This window comes from Kitasatospora sp. NPDC032150 (assembly GCF_055579945.1).
In genome coordinates, this window is sequence record NZ_JBVIMH010000009.1 from 104,093 (window position 1) to 120,750 (window position 16,658).

General features: G+C 73.8%; 11 protein-coding genes and 2 pseudogenes. 6 read left to right on the forward strand and 7 right to left on the reverse strand.

Annotation, left to right across the window (positions count from 1 at the left end; genetic code table 11):
* Positions 1 to 47: 47 nt before the first annotated feature.
* The 4 genes from ACZ5ON_RS13510 to ACZ5ON_RS13525 form a co-directional block, all read right to left on the reverse strand.
* The gene (locus ACZ5ON_RS13510; RefSeq protein WP_465590373.1) at positions 48 to 890 is read right to left on the reverse strand and encodes a 1,4-dihydroxy-6-naphthoate synthase; all 843 of its coding nucleotides are present in this window, start codon (positions 888 to 890) and stop codon (positions 48 to 50) included.
* The gene (locus tag ACZ5ON_RS13515; RefSeq protein WP_465590376.1) at positions 883 to 1,629 is read right to left on the reverse strand and encodes a futalosine hydrolase; all 747 of its coding nucleotides are present in this window, start codon (positions 1,627 to 1,629) and stop codon (positions 883 to 885) included. The genes ACZ5ON_RS13510 and ACZ5ON_RS13515 overlap by 8 nt, the downstream gene beginning before the upstream one ends.
* Before the next feature lie 8 nt (positions 1,630 to 1,637).
* Positions 1,638 to 2,174: a hypothetical protein gene (locus tag ACZ5ON_RS13520; RefSeq protein ID WP_465590379.1), complete on the reverse strand. Its 537-nt coding sequence runs from the start codon at positions 2,172 to 2,174 to the stop codon at positions 1,638 to 1,640.
* Between the two features lie 145 nt (positions 2,175 to 2,319).
* Positions 2,320 to 3,624 (reverse strand): MFS transporter, encoded by a 1,305-nt coding sequence (locus ACZ5ON_RS13525; protein WP_465590676.1) that lies wholly within the window; start codon positions 3,622 to 3,624, stop codon positions 2,320 to 2,322.
* A 686-nt stretch (positions 3,625 to 4,310) separates the two neighbouring features.
* Here ACZ5ON_RS13525 and ACZ5ON_RS13530 point away from each other — a divergent pair.
* Both ACZ5ON_RS13530 and ACZ5ON_RS13535 read left to right on the forward strand, forming a co-directional pair.
* Positions 4,311 to 5,192, forward strand: coding sequence for a DUF3027 domain-containing protein (locus tag ACZ5ON_RS13530; RefSeq protein ID WP_465590679.1), 882 nt, complete (start codon positions 4,311 to 4,313; stop codon positions 5,190 to 5,192).
* A 311-nt stretch (positions 5,193 to 5,503) separates the two neighbouring features.
* On the forward strand, positions 5,504 to 8,854 hold the full coding sequence (locus ACZ5ON_RS13535) for a sacsin N-terminal ATP-binding-like domain-containing protein (protein WP_465590382.1): 3,351 nt from the start codon (positions 5,504 to 5,506) through the stop codon (positions 8,852 to 8,854).
* On the opposite strand, the gene ACZ5ON_RS13540 is transcribed toward ACZ5ON_RS13535, so the two are convergent.
* The 3 genes from ACZ5ON_RS13540 to ACZ5ON_RS13550 form a co-directional block, all read right to left on the reverse strand.
* Positions 8,818 to 9,072: a hypothetical protein gene (locus ACZ5ON_RS13540; protein WP_465590385.1), complete on the reverse strand. Its 255-nt coding sequence runs from the start codon at positions 9,070 to 9,072 to the stop codon at positions 8,818 to 8,820. The genes ACZ5ON_RS13535 and ACZ5ON_RS13540 overlap by 37 nt on opposite strands.
* Before the next feature lie 77 nt (positions 9,073 to 9,149).
* A complete protein-coding gene (locus ACZ5ON_RS13545; RefSeq protein ID WP_465590391.1) occupies positions 9,150 to 11,651 on the reverse strand; it encodes an HAD-IC family P-type ATPase in 2,502 nt (833 codons plus the stop codon).
* 51 nt (positions 11,652 to 11,702) lie between these two features.
* Positions 11,703 to 11,984 carry a DUF2530 domain-containing protein gene (locus tag ACZ5ON_RS13550; RefSeq protein ID WP_465590394.1) on the reverse strand — a complete coding sequence of 94 codons (282 nt, stop codon included), beginning with the start codon at positions 11,982 to 11,984 and terminating at the stop codon, positions 11,703 to 11,705.
* Positions 11,985 to 12,397: 413 nt separating this feature from the next.
* Here ACZ5ON_RS13550 and ACZ5ON_RS13555 point away from each other — a divergent pair, with 413 nt between their 5' ends.
* The 4 genes and pseudogenes from ACZ5ON_RS13555 (at position 12,398) to ACZ5ON_RS13570 (ending at position 16,548) form a co-directional block, all read left to right on the forward strand.
* Entirely contained in the window at positions 12,398 to 13,858 is a 1,461-nt protein-coding gene (locus ACZ5ON_RS13555; RefSeq protein WP_465590397.1) for an NCS2 family permease, read from the forward strand.
* 168 nt (positions 13,859 to 14,026) lie between these two features.
* Positions 14,027 to 14,149, forward strand: a pseudogene (locus ACZ5ON_RS13560) (NUDIX hydrolase); the annotation flags it as partial.
* Positions 14,150 to 14,199: 50 nt separating this feature from the next.
* Positions 14,200 to 14,475 (forward strand): annotated as a pseudogene (locus tag ACZ5ON_RS13565) (NUDIX hydrolase); the annotation flags it as partial.
* A gap of 378 nt (positions 14,476 to 14,853) precedes the next feature.
* Positions 14,854 to 16,548 (forward strand): hydrogenase maturation protein, encoded by a 1,695-nt coding sequence (locus ACZ5ON_RS13570; RefSeq protein ID WP_465590400.1) that lies wholly within the window; start codon positions 14,854 to 14,856, stop codon positions 16,546 to 16,548.
* Positions 16,549 to 16,658 lie beyond the last annotated feature (110 nt).

The following is a 16,658-nucleotide window of genomic DNA, read 5'->3' on the forward strand; positions in this document are numbered from 1 at the left end:
GGACCGGCGGACTCCCCGCGCCCTTCGGGGGCGCGGCCCTGCCGGGCTTAGAAGGCCAGTGCCTCGGGGTCGACCTCCGGCACCAGTCCCTCGGCAGCGGCCCGGGTGAGCAGGCCGCGCACGGCCGCGTGGCCGGCCTCGCCGAGGTCGGCGGTGAACTCGTTGACGTAGAGCGCGATGTGCTGGTCGGCGACGTCCGGGTCCATCTCCTGGGCGTGCGCCAGCACGTACGGGCGGGACGCCGACGGGTCCTGCCAGGCCAGTTCGACCGACGCACGGATCGTCCCGGCCAGCTCGCGCAGCCGCTCGGCGCCGAGCGAGCGCCGGGCGACGATCGCGCCCAGCGGGATCGGCAGACCGGTGTCCTGCTCCCAGGCCTCGCCCATGTCGGCCAGCTTGTGCAGGCCGTACTGCTGGTAGGTGAACCGGGCCTCGTGGATCACCAGGCCGGCGTCCACCCGCCCGTCCCGGACGGCGGGCATGATCTCGTGGAACGGCAGCACCACGATCTCCCCGAAGCCGCCCGGCACCGCCTTGGCGGCCCAGAGCCGGAACAGCAGGTAGGCCGTGGAGCGCTCGCTCGGCACCGCGACCCGGCGTCCCGTCAGCTCCGCGCCCGGTTCGCGGGTGAGCACCAGCGGGCCGCAGCCCCGGCCCAGCGCGCCGCCGCAGGGCAGCAGCGCGTACTCGTCCAGCACCCAGGGCAGCTGGCCGTAGCTGATCTTCAGTACGTCCAGTTCGCCGCGCTCGGCGAGGCCGTTGGTGATGTCGATGTCCGCGAAGGTCACCTCGGGGGCAGCCGCTCCGGGGACCAGGCCGTGGGCCCAGGCGTGGAAGACGAAGGTGTCGTTCGGGCAGGGGGAGTAGGCGATCCGCAGCGGCTCAGCCATGTCCGACCTCCTGGAGCAGTTCCGGGTACGGCAGGTGGGCGAAGGCCCGCTCCAGCGCGGCGAGCGCCTCGCCGATCCGCCAGGCGGATCGGTCGCGCGGGCCGACGGCGTTGGAGACCGTCCGCAGTTCGAACACCGGCACCCCGTGCCGGGCGGCGGCCTCGGCGACCCCGAAGCCCTCCATCGCCTCGGCCAGCGCCCGCGGATGGCGGGCGGCCAGCTCGGCAGCCCGCTCGGCGCTGCCGGTGACCGTGGAGACGGTCAGTACGGTGCCGTGCGCGGCGCCCAGCGCTTCGGCGGCGCGGCGGACGGCGGCGGGGGCCGGCGCGTGGCGGACGCTGCCGAAGCCCAGCTCGGCGACGTCCAGGAAGCCGTCGGGGGTCTGCGCGCCCAGGTCGGCGGCCAGGATCTCGTCGGCGACCACCACGGACCCGATCGGCGCGTGCGGGACGAAGCCGCCCGCGATGCCGGCCGAGACCACCAGTTCGTAGCGGTGCAGCCAGGGCAGGCTCGCCGTCGCGGCGGCCACCGCGGCCGGGCCGACACCACCGGCCAGTACGTCCACCGCAACGCCGCAGGCGTGCCGGGCGCGGTGCAGCTCACCGCCGGGGACGACGAGCCGGGTGGCGTCGCTGCCGAGCCCGCGCAGCACGGCCTCGGCCTCGGCGGGTACGGCGGTGACGACGAGCAGCCGGGCGGCCTGCGCCTCCGGGTGCTCGTCGTCGTACGGGCGCGTCATTCGCCGCGTCACTGCGCGGTCGGGACGAAGTCCTTGTTCTTGAGGTCGAAGAACCAGGCGGCGATGATGTCGCCGGTCTTCGCGTCGTTCTCGACCACGGTGACCCGGGTGTTCTCCGAGCTGGTGGAGAGCAGCGCGGAGGCGGGCTGCAGACCGGAGAAGGTCGAGCCGGTGCGCAGCGAGGCGATCTGGGCCTGGCCCTGGCCGCCGTCGGTCGCGGCCCACCAGCCGGTGTCGGCGACGCTCGGGTCCACACCGACGCCGATCCGGTCGGTGCTGGTCACGTCCGAGGTGGGCAGGTTGCCCTCGTCACCGGCCTTCTTGGCGTCGGTCTGGCACTTGGTGATGGCGTCCTTGTTGAGCGGCTTGCCGTCGTTGTAGCAGGTCGGTCCGGCGTGGATGGAGGACCGGCCGACCACCAGGGTGGCCAGCGGGTGCTCGGGCTGGCCCTTGCCGCTGGCGTACGCGACGGAACCGGCGACCGTGCCGGCGCCGATCACGACAACGGCGCCGACGGCGGCGATGACACGGGTGCTGAGGCTCATGGGCACGAATCTACCGGGCAGTGCCGATCAAGGTGCGCGCGGGTGGGCAAGTCTCCCCCGCCCGTGTCATCCGGACCGGCTCGGGGCGCGGGAACCCGCCGGGGTGTCGGCTGGCGCCTCTTCCGGGGGCGTGCGGCCCGGGGGCTCAGGCGACCCGGGGCCGGGCCGCCGGGCCGCGGAGGCCGACCCTGAGCAGGGCCCGTACGGTCCACAGCAGCGCCAGGCCGACCAGCACCGCGGCCACCGAGAGGCCGAGCGCGCCGTCCAGCGGCAGCAGGATGCCGACCGCGCCGCCCGTCACCCAGGACAGCTGGAGCAGCGTCTCCGAGCGGGCGAAGGCCGAGGTCCTGACCGCCTCGGGGACGTCCCGCTGGATCAGGGCGTCCAGGGCCAGCTTGCCGAGCGAGGCGGCCACTCCGGCCGCGCCCGCCACCACGGCGACCGTGGCGAGCCCGTACCAGAGCGCCGCCGCCCCCGCGGCCAGGGTGGCCAGCAGCAGCATCACCGTCGCGGTGACCTCCGAGCCCCTGGTGCGCAGCCAGGAACCGAGCACCGAGCCGAGCGCGTTGCCCGTGCCGGCCGCGGCCGCGACGATGCCGAGGCTGACCGTCGGCGGCAGGTCGCCCACCGGGTCCTCGCGCAGCAGGAAGGCCAGGAACATCACCAGGAAGCCGACCAGGGCGCGCAGCGTCGCCACCACGCGCAGGGCGAGGACCACCGACGGCCCGACGGTGCGCAGGGTCGCCTTCTCCGGCAGCACGGTGATCCCGTCGGGCGGGGCCGGGTACTGGTCGTCGGCGTGCAGCACGGCGCGCTGCTCGCCCTTGGCGGAGTCCACCTCGTGCGGCAGGTGGAAGGCCATCAGGGTGCCGATGACGAAGACCAGGAGGGCTCCGCGCAGCGGCCAGCCGGGCCCGAGCAGGTGCAGCAGTCCGCCGAGGCCGGCCGCGATCCCGGTGGCCAGCAGCCCGGCCAGGGTGACCCGGGAGTTCGCCTTCACCAGGGACAGCCGGGTCGGCAGCAGCCGGGGCACCACCACGCTGCGGACCACCCCGTACGCCTTCGAGGCAACCAGCACGCCGAGGGCCTCCGGATAGAGCGCGAGGCCGCCGTCGGTGACCGTGCCGGCCATGCTCCACGCCAGTACCGCGCGGACCAGCATCGACATCGCCATCGCGGAGCGGCGTCCGTGCGGCATCCGGTCCAGCAGCGGGCCGATCACCGGGGCCAGCACGGCGAAGGGCGCCATGGTGACCAGCAGGTAGAGCGCCACCCGGCCGCGGGCCTCGCCGGTCGGGACCGAGAAGAAGATGGTCGAGGCCAGCGCGACGGTGATCAGCATGTCGCCGAAGGAGTTCAGCGCGTGCAGCTCGATCAGCTTCGCCAGCCCCGACTCGCCCGCGCCCTCGGCGGCGGTCGCGCGGCGGATCCGCCGGCCGGTGCCGTGCACCAGCCTGCCGGTGCGCAACCCGGCGGCGGAGGCGCCGCGGAGCAGTAGGTTGCGGCGTCCGCCGGGGGCCGCGAAGAGGCCGTCCCCGGCGCCGGAGGGCTCGGGCCCGGGAGCCGTTGCGGGCGGGGCGGAGCCGCCCTCCGACTGCGGCGCGGCGCCGTCCGGGGGGACCAGCTGCTGCGGTCGCGGCACGTCGGCCGGCTCCGGGGGGAGTCCTGCCCGCTGGCCGTGCGGTGCGTGCTGCGACGGGGTCTCGTCCGCCACGTACGTCATCCTGCCCGACGAACCCTCACGGCACGAGGGAACCGGTGCCGATCGGCGCGGCTCCGTCAGGACCTCGGCACCGGACTGTCGAAGGGGGTCGACCGGCGGGTAGCCTGCACTTCGCGTGTGCGCAACCCGGTGGGCGGCGCGGCCGGTCCCCATGAGGGTTCCGAGTCGCGCAGAATGGGAGCACGGTACCCAGCGGGGCCGGAACCCGTGGCACGGTCCGGTGGAGGTTCTCGGAGCCTTCTTTCGGGAGCACTTCCCGGAGAGCCCTTCGGGTCCGACCGCGACGGACGGCCGCAGCGGGCGACCGCGCGGAGCGGGCGACGGAACGCTGGCAAGGGACCGACGGCACTGGACCGCCGGCCATGGACCGTAGGCAACAGAACTGGGAGAGAATCGACGCCGTGAGTGCTGCGATGCGAAGCCGTACCCCTGACCGGCTCTGTGCCGAGGCCGTCGAACTCGCCCGCCAGGCCGCCGTCGACAGCGTCGGGGCCGAGCTCGTGGGCGCCCACCTCGGTGCCCAGGCGGACGCCGACCGGGTGGTGACCCACACCTTCGAGTGCCTGGACGCCGCCTACCGCGGCTGGCACTGGGCGGTCACCGTGGCCCGTGCGCCGCGAGCCAAGAACGTCACCCTGGACGAGGTCGTACTGCTGCCCGGCCAGGACGCGGTGCTCGCCCCGCAGTGGGTGCCGTGGAGCGAGCGGCTGCGCCCCGGCGACCTCGGGCCCGGGGACCTGCTGCCGACCGGCGCCGACGACCTGCGCCTGGAACCGGGCTGGACAGGCGAGGACGAGCCCGCCCCCAACTCCGCCGTCGCACTGGCCGCCGAGGAGGACGTGGTGGTCGCCGACGCCGGCGTCCAGCCCGCGCCCGCCCGCGCCCAGATCGGCGCCGTCGCGGAGGAGCTCGGCATGGGCCGGCCCCGAGTGCTGTCCCGGTTCGGGCTGCACCTGGCAGCCGAGCGCTGGGAGACCGCGTACGGTCCGCAGACGCCGATGGCGCAGTCCGCTCCGGCGCACTGCACCAGCTGCGGCTTCCTGGTGCCGATCGGCGGGTCGCTCGGGCAGGCGTTCGGGATCTGCGGCAATGAGTTCGGCCCGGCGGACGGCCAGGTGGTCTCGCTCGCCTACGGCTGCGGGGGCCACTCGGAGGCCGCGGTGCTGCCGGCTCCGCCGGTGCCCTCGGAGCTGATCCTGGACGAGCTGAAGGTGGAGCCGCTCCACCTGCACCCCGACCGCTCCAGCGGCTCGGTGGAGCCCGACGCCCCGGCCGAGGAGCTGGGCCACTCCTGAGCCTCCGGGCCGGGCCGGGTGAGCGGACCGGGCCGTCTGCCTCCGCACGGCTGAGACCGACCGGCACGCGACGCCGCGGGCCCTTATCGCCGGTCGGTCTGAGCCGGCCCGGTGAGCTCCGGCGCGGTACCGGGAGTCTCCGGTCCGCGCGGCTCCCCGTGCCCTGACGTGCCCGCCGGCCCCCGCTCCCGGGGCTGTTCCCCCGTGCCCGAACGGCCCTGCCTCCCCCCTGGTCGGTGGCAGCGGCCCGGGCGAGGGAGAATGCCCACCGTACGCAGGCAGGGTGGAGACGGCGGAAGGCGGCAGGGCCAGTGGAGCCTCGGATCATCGGCAGCGGTACGGACGAGCAGGCCCCCGACGTCTTCGACACGGCCGGGTTGCGCGGTCGGGTCCTGGAGGCGTGGACGGCCGCCCCCGCCCGGTTCCGGGAGGACGCCAACGCGGAGGAGGAACTGGCCCTCGGTGGCTACCGCGACCGGCTGATCGTCGAGTTGGCGCAGAACGCCGCCGACGCCGCCGCGCGGGCCGGCACCGCTCCCGGGCGGCTGCGGCTGACCCTGCGCGGCGGTGTGCTGGCCGCCGCCAACACGGGCGCGCCGCTGGACGCCACCGCGGTGGAGTCGCTCTCCACCCTGCGCGCCTCGGCGAAGCGGGCCGAGGACGGTGCCACGGTGGGCCGGTTCGGTGTCGGCTTCTCCGCCGTGCTGGCGGTCACCGACGAGCCCGCCGTGCTGAGCGCCCACGGCGGGGTGCGCTGGTCGCTGGCCGAGGCGTACGCGCTCACCGAGGCGCGGGAGGAGCTGGCCGAGGAGCTGCGCCGCCGCGAGGGCCACGTGCCGCTGCTGCGGCTGCCGTTCCCGGCCGAGGGCGCCGCGCCCGACGGGTACGACACGGTGGTGGTGCTGCCGCTGCGGGACACCGCCGCCGAGGACCTGACCCGCCGTCTGCTCGCCGAGGTCGACGACGCCCTGCTGCTCACCCTGCCCGGCCTGGCCGAGGTGGTGGTGGAGACCCCGGACGGGATCCGTACGCTCACCCGGACCGCCGCGCCGCAGCGGCCGGACGGCATCACCACCGTCACCATCACCGACAACGGTGCCGAGACCGTCTGGCAGACCGTCACCCTCGCCGGGACCACCGCGCCCGAGCTGCTGGCCGACCGGCCCACCGAGGAACGCGCCCGCCCGTACTGGACGGTGACCTGGGCGGTACCCGTCGCCGGGGACGGCGCGCCGCAGGCGCTGCGCACCCTGCCCGTGGTGCACGCGCCCACCCCGAGCGACGAACCCCTGGGCGTACCGGCCCTGCTGATCGCCGGCTACCCGCTCGACCCCACCCGGCGGCATGTCGCGCCCGGTCCGCTCACCGACTTCCTGACCGAGCGCGCCGCCGACGCGTACGTCGAGCTGCTGCGGGCCCGGGGCGCCGACCTCGGTTCGCTCTCACTGGTGCCGGGCCCGCTCGGGCAGGGTGCGCTGGACAACGCGGTGCGCACGGCGGTCATCGAGCGCCTGCCCGGGACGCCGTTCCTGCCGCACCCGGCGCCGGTGGAGGAGGGCACGCCCGCGCTCCGGCCGCGGGACGCGACGCTGCTGGAGGGCGCTGACCACTCGGTGGTCGAGGCGCTCGCCCCGATCTTCCCCGGGCTGCTCCCGGCCGGGCTCGAACGCCGCACCGAGCTGCGGGTGCTGGGCGTGCGCCGGGTACCGCTGGCCGAGGTGGTCGACCAACTCGGCGGACTGGAGCGGGAGCCCGCCTGGTGGCGCAACCTGTACGCGGCGCTGGCCGGGGCCGACCCGGAGGCGCTCGGCGCGCTGCCGGTCCCGCTCGCCGACGGCCGTACCGTCACCGGTCCGCGGCGGGTCCTGCTGCCCTCCGACGCCGCCGACTGGGCCGGGTACGAGGGTTACCCGGAGACCCTCGCCGAGGCACTGGGGCTGCTCGACCTGCGCCTGGCCCACCCCGACGCCGCCCACCCGCTGCTGGCCAAGCTCGGCGCGGGCACCGCGACTCCGGCCGGGGTCCTGGGCACCCCCGAGGTGCGGGCGGCCGTGGCGCGTTCGCTGGAGCTCGGCGAGGACGACTTCGACGCTGCCGTCGACCTCGCCGACGCCGTGCTGGCGCTGGTCAAGGCCGCCGGGGCCACTGCGGGCGAGCACCCCTGGCTGGCCCGGCTCGCGCTGGTGGACGACGAGGGCGAACTCACCCGCGCCGGCGAGCTGATCCTGCCTGACAGCCCGCTCGCCGCGCTCGCCCGCGAGGACGACGCCGGGTACGTGGACGAGGACCTGCTGGAGCGCTGGGGTCCCGAAGTCCTGGCCGCGGCAGGGGCGTTGAACACCTTCGTGCTGGTCCGCGCCGAGGACGTGGTGCTCGACCCGGACGACCTGGAGCGGCTCGATCCCACCGCACCCGCCGACCGCGCCGCCGGCGGGCGTCCCACCGGCCTGCTGGACGAGGCGCCCGACGGCCTCGCCGAGTGGTGCGAGGATGCCCTGGAGGCCTTGTACCCCGACGACCGAGGGGGCACATCCCCCAGCCTGGCGGCCGGGGGGACCCCCACCCGGCCGGAGGCTCGGGGAGAGTTGGGCGTACCGCCGGTCGCCGCCGAGCTGCTGGCGGTGCGCGACCTGGACCTGATCGACGACGACGCCTGGCCCGAGGCGCTGGCCCTGCTGGCCCGACCGCCGTACCGCGACGCGGTGGTCAACCCGGTGCGCACCCTGCTGCCGGACGGCTCGTACACCGACCTGCCGCCGTACACCGCCTGGTGGCTGCGCGACCACCCGGTGCTCGGCGGCCGGGAGCCCGCCGGGCTGCGCGCGGCCGGGGCCGACCCGCTGCTGCGCGGCCTCTACGAGGAGGCCCGCACCGACCTGGACGAGCCCTTCCTGCACGCGCTGGGCGTCCGCACCACGCTGGCCGCGCTGCTCGCCGAGCCGCACGGCCCGGACGAGCTGCTGGACCGCCTGGTCGATCCGGCGGCGGGGGTCTCGCACCGCCAACTGCACGGCATCTACAGCGCGTTGGCGGCGCTTCCGGTCGACCGGATCGAGTCGCTGGACGAGGTGCGGGCCGTTCCTCCGCTGGACGCGGGCACCGGCCGCCGGCCCGACAGCACGGTGGTCGTGGACGCCGCCGAGGCGGTCGTCGCCGACGCCCCCGACCTGGTCGAGCTGCTGCACGACCACCCGGTGCTGCCCGTCGCGCCCGAGCGGGCCGCCGAACTCGCCGAACGCCTGCACGTCTCGCTGGCCAGTGAGGTCGCGGGCGGCCGGGTGCTCTCCGAGGGCACCCTGCACCGGACCCCCGCCGTGGTGCGGGAACTGCTGCCCGGCTGCCCCGCCGTGTACGAGGAGCACGAGGAGTTGCTGGTGGTCGGCCCGGACGGCGAGGAGGCCGCGATCGGCTGGCGCTGGGACACCGCCGCCACCGCGCCCGAGCTTCCGTACGAGCCCGAGGACGTCGAAGCGGCCGACGAGGAGGACGAGTTCGAGGTGCCACCGGTGCCCGGACTGCTGCACGCGGCCACCCCCGAGGGCCTCGCCGCCGGGCTCGCCTGGTCGGTCGGCCAGTGGCACCGGAGGTTCGAGATCCTGACCGCGCTCACCGAGCCCGACCGGGCCTACGAGCTGCTGGCCGCCCGGGACTTCGAGTCCTGAGACCGGTCGGTCCGAGCCGTGCGCCGGGCCCGGAGCCTGCGGTACGTCAGTACCGTGACCCCGAGCCCGGCGGCACCGGCCGTCGGCAGCCACCACCCCGGTTCGGTGGTCGACGATCCGCCGGCCACCAGCCACAGGGCCAGTAGCACCAGCAGACTGACCGCCAGCCCGCCGCAGAAGGCGATGAACGCCTCCAACTCCCCGTCCCGATCAGCCATTGCGCCCCCTCCCGACGGGACCCTTCCCCGCTGGAGGGCGACCATGCCGGGTGCCCCCGTAACCAGGGGCCCTCAGGTCAGCTCTCTTCGGACCGACTCTCCTCGGTCCGACTCTCCTCGGTCCGACTCTCCTCGGTCCGGCGGACGACGAAGCGCCAGACGATCTCCAGCAGGACCCCGGCGAGCACGGCGATGCCCACCCCGGTGAGGGGATCGCGCAGGCCGACCAGCGAGAGCTCGAAGAAGCGCGACAGCGACGGGACCCACAGGACCAGGGCGAAGGCCGCGCCCATGGCACCGATCAGGGCCAGGCGCCACGGGTCGTACGGCCGGGCCACCAGCGCGAGCACCCACATCGCCACCAGGAAGAGGGTCAGGGTGGCCACACTGGTGTCGGCCTCCAGGTCGGTCGCGTGGTCGGCCCGGGCGAGCATGTACGCCGTGAAGGTGGCCGTACCGGCGATCACGCCACCCGGCACGGCGAGCCGCAGCACCCGCCGGACGAACCCGGTCCTGGCCCGCTCGGTGTTGGGGGCGAGCGCGAGGAAGAAGGCCGGGACGCCGATGGTCAGCGAGCTCAGCACGGTCGAGTGCCGGGGCAGGAACGGGTACGGCACGTGGCAGATCACCACCAGGACGGCCAGCAGCACCGAGTAGACCGTCTTCACCAGGAAGAGGCCGGCCACCCGTTCGATGTTGCCGATCACCCGCCTGCCCTCGGCGACCACCGCGGGCAGGGTGGCGAAGCGGTCGTCGAGCAGCACGATCTGGGCCACCGCGCGGGTCGCCTCGCTGCCCGATCCCATCGCCACGCCGATGTCGGCGTCCTTGAGGGCGAGCACGTCGTTGACGCCGTCGCCGGTCATCGCCACCGTGCGGCCGCGGGACTGGAGCGCTCCGACCAGCTCGCGCTTCTGCTGCGGGGTCACCCGGCCGAAGACGGTGGTCCGGTCGGCGACCTCGGCCAGCTCGGCGGTCCCGCTCGGCAGGGTACGGGCGTCCACCGGGTGCTCGGCGCCCGGCAGGCCCAGGTGGGAGGCGACCGCACCGACCGAGACCGCGCTGTCGCCGGAGATCACCTTCGCATCGACCCGCTGGCCCTCGAAGTACCGCAGGGTGGCGGACGCGTCCTCGCGCAGCCGCTGCTGCAGCACCACCAGGGCGAGCGGGTCCAGTTGGCCGGCCGGGTCCGGCGCGTCCAGCGGGAGCGGTGAGCGGCCGAGCAGCAGCACCCGCAGGCCCCTGGCGCCCAGCTCTTCCACCTCGCCCAGGGCCGGATGGTCCCCGGGCAGCAGGACGTCGGGCGCACCGAGCAGCCAGCTGGCCTCGCCGCCCTGCGGCTCCAGGAACTGCACCCCGCTCCACTTGCGGACGGAGGAGAACGGCACGGCCTCCAGCACCCGCCAGCCGTCCTCGCCGTCCGGGCCGCCGTAGGCGTCGATCACGGCCTGCATGGACGGGTTGGGGCGGGCGTCCGCCCGGCCCATCGCACCGAGTGCCCGCCGCAGTACGGCCGGTTCGGCGGGATGCGGTCGGGCCGGCGGCGCGGCCGGGGCGAGCGGGCGCAGCTCGACCACGTCCATCCCGCCCTCGGTGAGGGTGCCGGTCTTGTCCAGACAGACGGTGTCCACCCGTGCCAGCCCCTCGATCGCCGGCAGCTCCTGCACCAGGCACTTCTTCCGCCCCAGCCGTACCACGCCGATCGCGAAGGCCACCGAGGTCAGCAGCACCAGGCCCTCGGGCACCATCGGCACGATGCCGGCCACCATCCGGCGGACGGCCTCCCGCCAGTCGTGCCCCTCCACCGCCAGCTGGCTGACGACCAGGCCGATGGCCGCCGGGATCAGCAGGTAGGTGATGAACCGCAGGATGCTGTCGATGCCGCTGCGCAGTTCCGAGCGGACCAGGGTGAACCGGGTAGCCTCCTCGGCCAGCTGGGCCGCGTACGCCTGGCGGCCGACCTTGGTGGCCGTGAAGGCGCCCGCGCCGGCGACCACGAAGCTGCCGGACATCACCACCGCGCCCGGGTGCTTGAGCACGGGATCGGGCTCGCCGGTGAGCAGGGACTCGTCGATCTCCAACCCGTCCGCCTCGGTGACCAGGCCGTCCACGACCACCTTGTCGCCGGTGCCGAGCAGCACGGTGTCGTCCAGCACGATCGAGGCCACCGCGATCTGCTGGACCGAGCCGTCCCGGCGGACCTGCGGTCTGGCCCCGCCGATCAGCGCAAGGCCGTCCAGGGTCTTCTTGGCGCGCAGCTCCTGGATGATGCCGATGCCGGTGTTGGCGACGATCACCAGGCCGAACAGCCCGTCCTGGATCGGGCCGACCACCAGGATGATCCCGAACATGACGCCGATGATCGCGTTGAACCGGGTGAACACATTGGCCCGGACGATCTCGCCGACCGAGCGGCTGGAGCGGACCGGTACGTCGTTGACCTGGCCGCGCGCGACCCGGTCGGCGACCTCCGCCGCGGTCAGCCCGCTCCGGCGGCCGGGGCCGGCCCCCGGGGAACTGGCGCCCGGGTTCGCCGGACCACGTCCGCCGTCCGCCGCCTCTTCAGCCGGGTGCGTCATGGGACCGACTGTAGGTGGGCGTTTTCTCCGGTGCGCCCGCTGCGAGGCGATTCAGTCCAACCGAGTGGTGGGGGGTTCGGCGGCCTCGGCGGCCGCCCTGCTGCGCCTGATGGCGTCCCGGCGGGCGCGGCAGTACCAGAGGCCGATCAGGCCGAGGCAGCCGCCGGCCAGGCAGATCCACTGCCAGTTGCCGTGCCCGTTCCGCTCCAGCGTGCTGTGGAACGGCAGCAGCGCCACGAAGGCGACGAACCACAGCACCGTGCCGCCGCCGACGATCGCGACGTCGTTCGCTTCGAGCGGCGGTGGAGAGGGGCGCAGCGGGGTCTTGGGCATGGCCTCAAGAGTACGGGGGCGGCGGGCCGGCGGTTCGGATGGCCTCCAGGATCTCCGGGGCCCGGCCGGCTCGCTCCTGTCCCGGCCGGCCCCTCGACCGGCCGGCCCCTCGACCGGCCGGCCCCTCTCGGCCGGCCCGGTGCCCGCGCGGTCGGTCTTCGCGTGGCCGGCCGGGCTCTCGCATGGTCGATCCGCCTGCGGTTGGCTCCGGGGTGACCGGCCGTCATACCGCAAGTGATCGTAAGGGATGCCTTCTACGCGCGAAGATGGCGGGTGCACGACCGAGGCGCACATACTTGAGGTTCCGGTTGGCTCCGGCGTGTTGCCTTGACCGCTTGGTGCTCCCGGGACCCGGCCACCGTCGCTCCGGGTATCCCCTCCTCCTCCGCCCCCATCCGACGAGGACCTCCCGTATGTCTCCGCTGGCCCAGCCGACCGCCACGTCGCCCGAGCCTCCCCAGGACGCCCTCTCCCCCAAGGGCCCCCTGGACCGCTTCTTCCGGATCTCCGAACGGGGCTCCAGCCTCCCGCGTGAGGTGCGCGGCGGTATCGCCACCTTCTTCACCATGGCCTACATCCTGGTGCTGAACCCGATCATCCTCGCCAGCGGCACGGACATCACCGGCGCCCACCTGAACAGCGGCCAACTGGTCACGGCGACCGCCCTCACCGCCGGTGTCACCACCCTGCTGATGGGTGTCATCGGCAATGTGCCGATCGGTCTGGCCGCCGGGCTGGGCGTCAACACCATCGTCTCCCTCCAGCTCGCGCCCAAGATGACCTGGGCCGACGCCATGGGCATGGTGGTGCTGGCCGGCTTCGCGATCATGCTGCTGGTCGCCACCGGCCTGCGCGAGCGGGTGATGAGCGCGGTGCCGATCGGCCTGCGGAAGGCCATCGCGATCGGTATCGGCCTGTTCATCGCCCTGGTCGGCCTGGTCGACTCCGGCTTCGTCAGCCGGATCCCGGACGCCGCCCACACCACCGTCCCGCTCCAGCTCGGCGGCAACGGCCACCTCAACGGCTGGCCGGTACTGATCTTCATCCTGGGTCTGCTGCTCACCCTGGTCCTGGTGATCCGCAAGGTGCCCGGCGCCATCCTGATCTCCATCGCCACCACGACGCTGGTCGCGGTGATCGTCGACGAGCTGGCGACCGTCCCCGCCCTGCGCTGGGGCCTCACCGTCCCCGCTTGGCCCGGCAACCCGGTCGCCGCGCCCGACTTCGGCCTGGTCGGCAAGGTCAGCCTGTTCGGCGGCTTCCACCGGGTCGGCGTGCTGACCGGTGTGCTCTTCGTCTTCACCGTGCTGATGTCCTGCTTCTTCGACGCGATGGGCACCATCCTGGGCGTCGCGGACGAGGCGCACCTGCTGGACGAGAAGGGCGACCTGCCCGGCATCAACAAGGTGCTGATGATCGACGGTGTGGCCACCGCCCTCGGCGGCGCCACCTCCTCCTCCGCCAACACCTGCTTCGTGGAGTCCACCGCTGGCGTCGGCGAGGGAGCCCGTACCGGCTTCGCCTCGATCGTCACCGGCGGGCTCTTCCTGGGCGCCCTGTTCCTGACCCCGCTGGCCACCATGGTCCCCGCCCAGGCGGCCACCCCCGCACTGGTCACGGTCGGCTTCCTGATCCTGGCGAACTCCGTCCGGGAGATCGACTGGAGCGACTACACCATCGCCGTCCCGGCCTTCCTGACCATGGTGATGATGCCGTTCACGTACTCGATCACCAACGGCCTGGGTATGGGGTTCATCACCTTCTGCGTCCTCCGCGTTGCCGCCGGCCGGGGACGTGAGGTGCCGGTTGCGATGTACGCGGTGGCCGGCGTCTTCGCCTTCTACTACCTGATGCCGGCGTTCGGTCTGCTCTGACCCTCGCTGCGGGGTTCTCGACGGCCTCACACCTCCCCGGGTGTGGGGCTGTCCGCACGTCTGGCCAAAGGCGCCAGTATTCGTCAGTCTGACGCGAATTTGCCCGATGCGGCCGCTCGGGCGGTCGGCCTCTGAGATGCCGAGGGTCCATCGGGTGGGGCCGCAGCAATGCAGTCGAAGATCCACGGGGAACGTCCGATCTACGAGAACCCATGGGTGAACCTGTGGCTGGCTGATATCGAGCAGCCCGATGGTCACCGCTGGGAACATCACGTGATCAAGCTGCGGCACCATCATGAGGACCTGCTTCTCGCTGTTCACGACGGCAGCCACAGCGAACCCCTGGAAACCTGCGCCTGGTCCACGTGATCCACGGGGCCCGAGGGGTCGAGGCGCCCAACGGCTTCCTGACCGTCGTCTTCGCAGCCCACTCCTGGTCAGGCGAACTCACGAACGGGGAGCCCGAGAAGCACTCAGAGGTTGCTGGGGTCAGCGTCGACACCATCCCCCAGGAGTTCGTGTCTACCACGAGGGTGGCCCTGCTCGGCTACCTCGACAACGGGCCCAGTGTCTCCCTCGACTCGTGGCAGGGCAGATCGTCGGCGCCGACACGGTGATCTCCAGCCTTGGCGGCCGTAGGTGTCGAACAGGCCGCCGTCACCGTTGCGCCCGAGGTGCCGGACAGGCAGTGCGAAGGCGTCCTGGCCGTCCCGGAGGCGATCGGGCGGTGATCGTTCTGTAGTGCGAGCGGACGCGTGGGCGCGGGTTTGTGCGAACACCGTGAGGGCTTGGGGAGTTGGGGCGATCATGGGTGCTTGCGTGGCATGACCATGGTTGGATGGCCCGCGGCCCGGGGTCGGGCGGGTGTCTGGTGCTGCACGCCCCGGTGACGCGAAGTCGCAAGGTGCGTACCGTCGTCGGGGTCCGTGCGGCCCGAGGGGCGGACAGAGTCGGGGGATTACACAGCACTGCTGACAACACTGTCGGAGGGCACCTTGCGCATCCTGCTGATCGCCAGCGCGTTCAACAGCCTCACCCAACGCGTCCACGCCGAACTGCGGGAGCGGGGCCACCACGTCGGCGTCGAACTCGCCCTCGGGGACCAGCCGGTAAGGGCCGGCGTGGCCCGGTTCCGACCCGATCTGATCCTGGCCCCGATGCTCACCCGGGCGATACCGGAGGACATCTGGGCGCGGTACACGGTGCTGATCGTGCACCCCGGCCCCAAGGGGGACCGCGGCCCGTCCTCGCTGGACTGGGCGATCCACGAGGGCGCTTCCGAGTGGGGCGTCACGGTGCTGCAGGCGGTCGCCGAGATGGACGCGGGTCCGATCTGGGCCTCGGTCCCGTACCCCGTACCGCCGTGCGGCAAGAGCGAGTTGTACCGGAACGAGGTCGCCGATGCGGCCCTGGAGGCGGTCCTGTTGGCGGTGGACCGCTTCGAGAGCGGGTGGTCGGCGGCCGAGCCGCTGGACTACGGGCGCTGGGACGTCCAGGGCCGGCTCCGCCCGTACCACAAGCAGGAGTTCAGGCGGATCGAGTGGGCGGCGGACGACACCGCCACGGTGCTGCGCAAGCTGCGCTCCGCCGACTCGCAGCCGGGTGTGCTGGACGAGCTGTACGGACGCGAGTTCTTCCTGCACGGTGGGCACGCCGAGGACGAACTCCGGGGCGTGCCCGGTTCGGTGATCGCCACCCGGGACGGCGCGATCTGCCGCGCCACCGTTGACGGCGCGGTCTGGATCCCGCAAATGCGCCCGCGGCGCGCTCCCGACGGGCCGGCGACCTACAAGCTGCCGGCCGTCCAGGCGCTCGGCGACCTGGTGGCGGACGTACCGCACTCGCCGATCTCTCCGGTGGCGGCGGCCTGGCGGAAGGACACCTGGTCGGAGATCCGTTACCGGGAGGAGGGGAAGGTCGGCTACCTCGAATTCACCTTCCCCAGCGGCGCGATGAGCACCGGGCAGTGCCGGCGGCTGCTGGCCGCGTACCGCGAGGCGGTGGAGCGTCCGACCTCGGTCCTGGTGCTCGGCCCGCCCCGGGACTTCTTCTCCAACGGCATCCATCTGAACGTGATCGAGGCCGCGGCCGACCCCGTCGAGGAGTCCTGGCAGAACATCAACGCCATGGACGACCTGGTCGAGGCGATCCTCACCACCGAGGACAAGGTCACGGTCGCGGCCCTGGCCGGGAACGCGGCGGCCGGCGGTCTGATGCTGGCGATCGCGGCGGACGAGGTGTGGTGCCGGGAGTCGGCGGTGCTCAACCCGCACTACCGGCTGATGGGCCTGCACGGCTCCGAGTACTGGACGTACACCCTGCCGCGCCGGGTCGGCCCCGAGTGGGCGGCCCGGCTGACCACGGCGGCGCTGCCGGTCGGTGCCAGGCAGGCCCGGCTGCTCGGCCTGGTGGACCGGACGAAGTCCGGCAGCGCGGCGGAGTTCCGTTCCTGGACGGTGCGGCGGGCCGAAGCGCTGGCGGCGGCACCGGGGTTGGAGGCGCGGCTGCTGGAGAAGAAGCGGCGGCGGGCCGAGGACGAGGCGGCGAAGCCGCTCGCGGCGTACCGGGAGGAGGAGCTGACCGAGATGCGGCGCAACTTCCGGGGCCCCGAGGAGCCGTACCACGCGCTGCGGCGCGCCTTCGTGCACAAGGTGTGCCCGGCGGCCACGCCGGAGCACCTGAGGGGCTGAGGACTCCCGCCGGGGTGGGGGGGGGGGGGGGGGGGGACGCCCCCCCCCCCCCCCCCCCCCCCCCCTTCGCTTCCTCATCAGGTAAAAATACACCTCCCCTCACCTGGTGA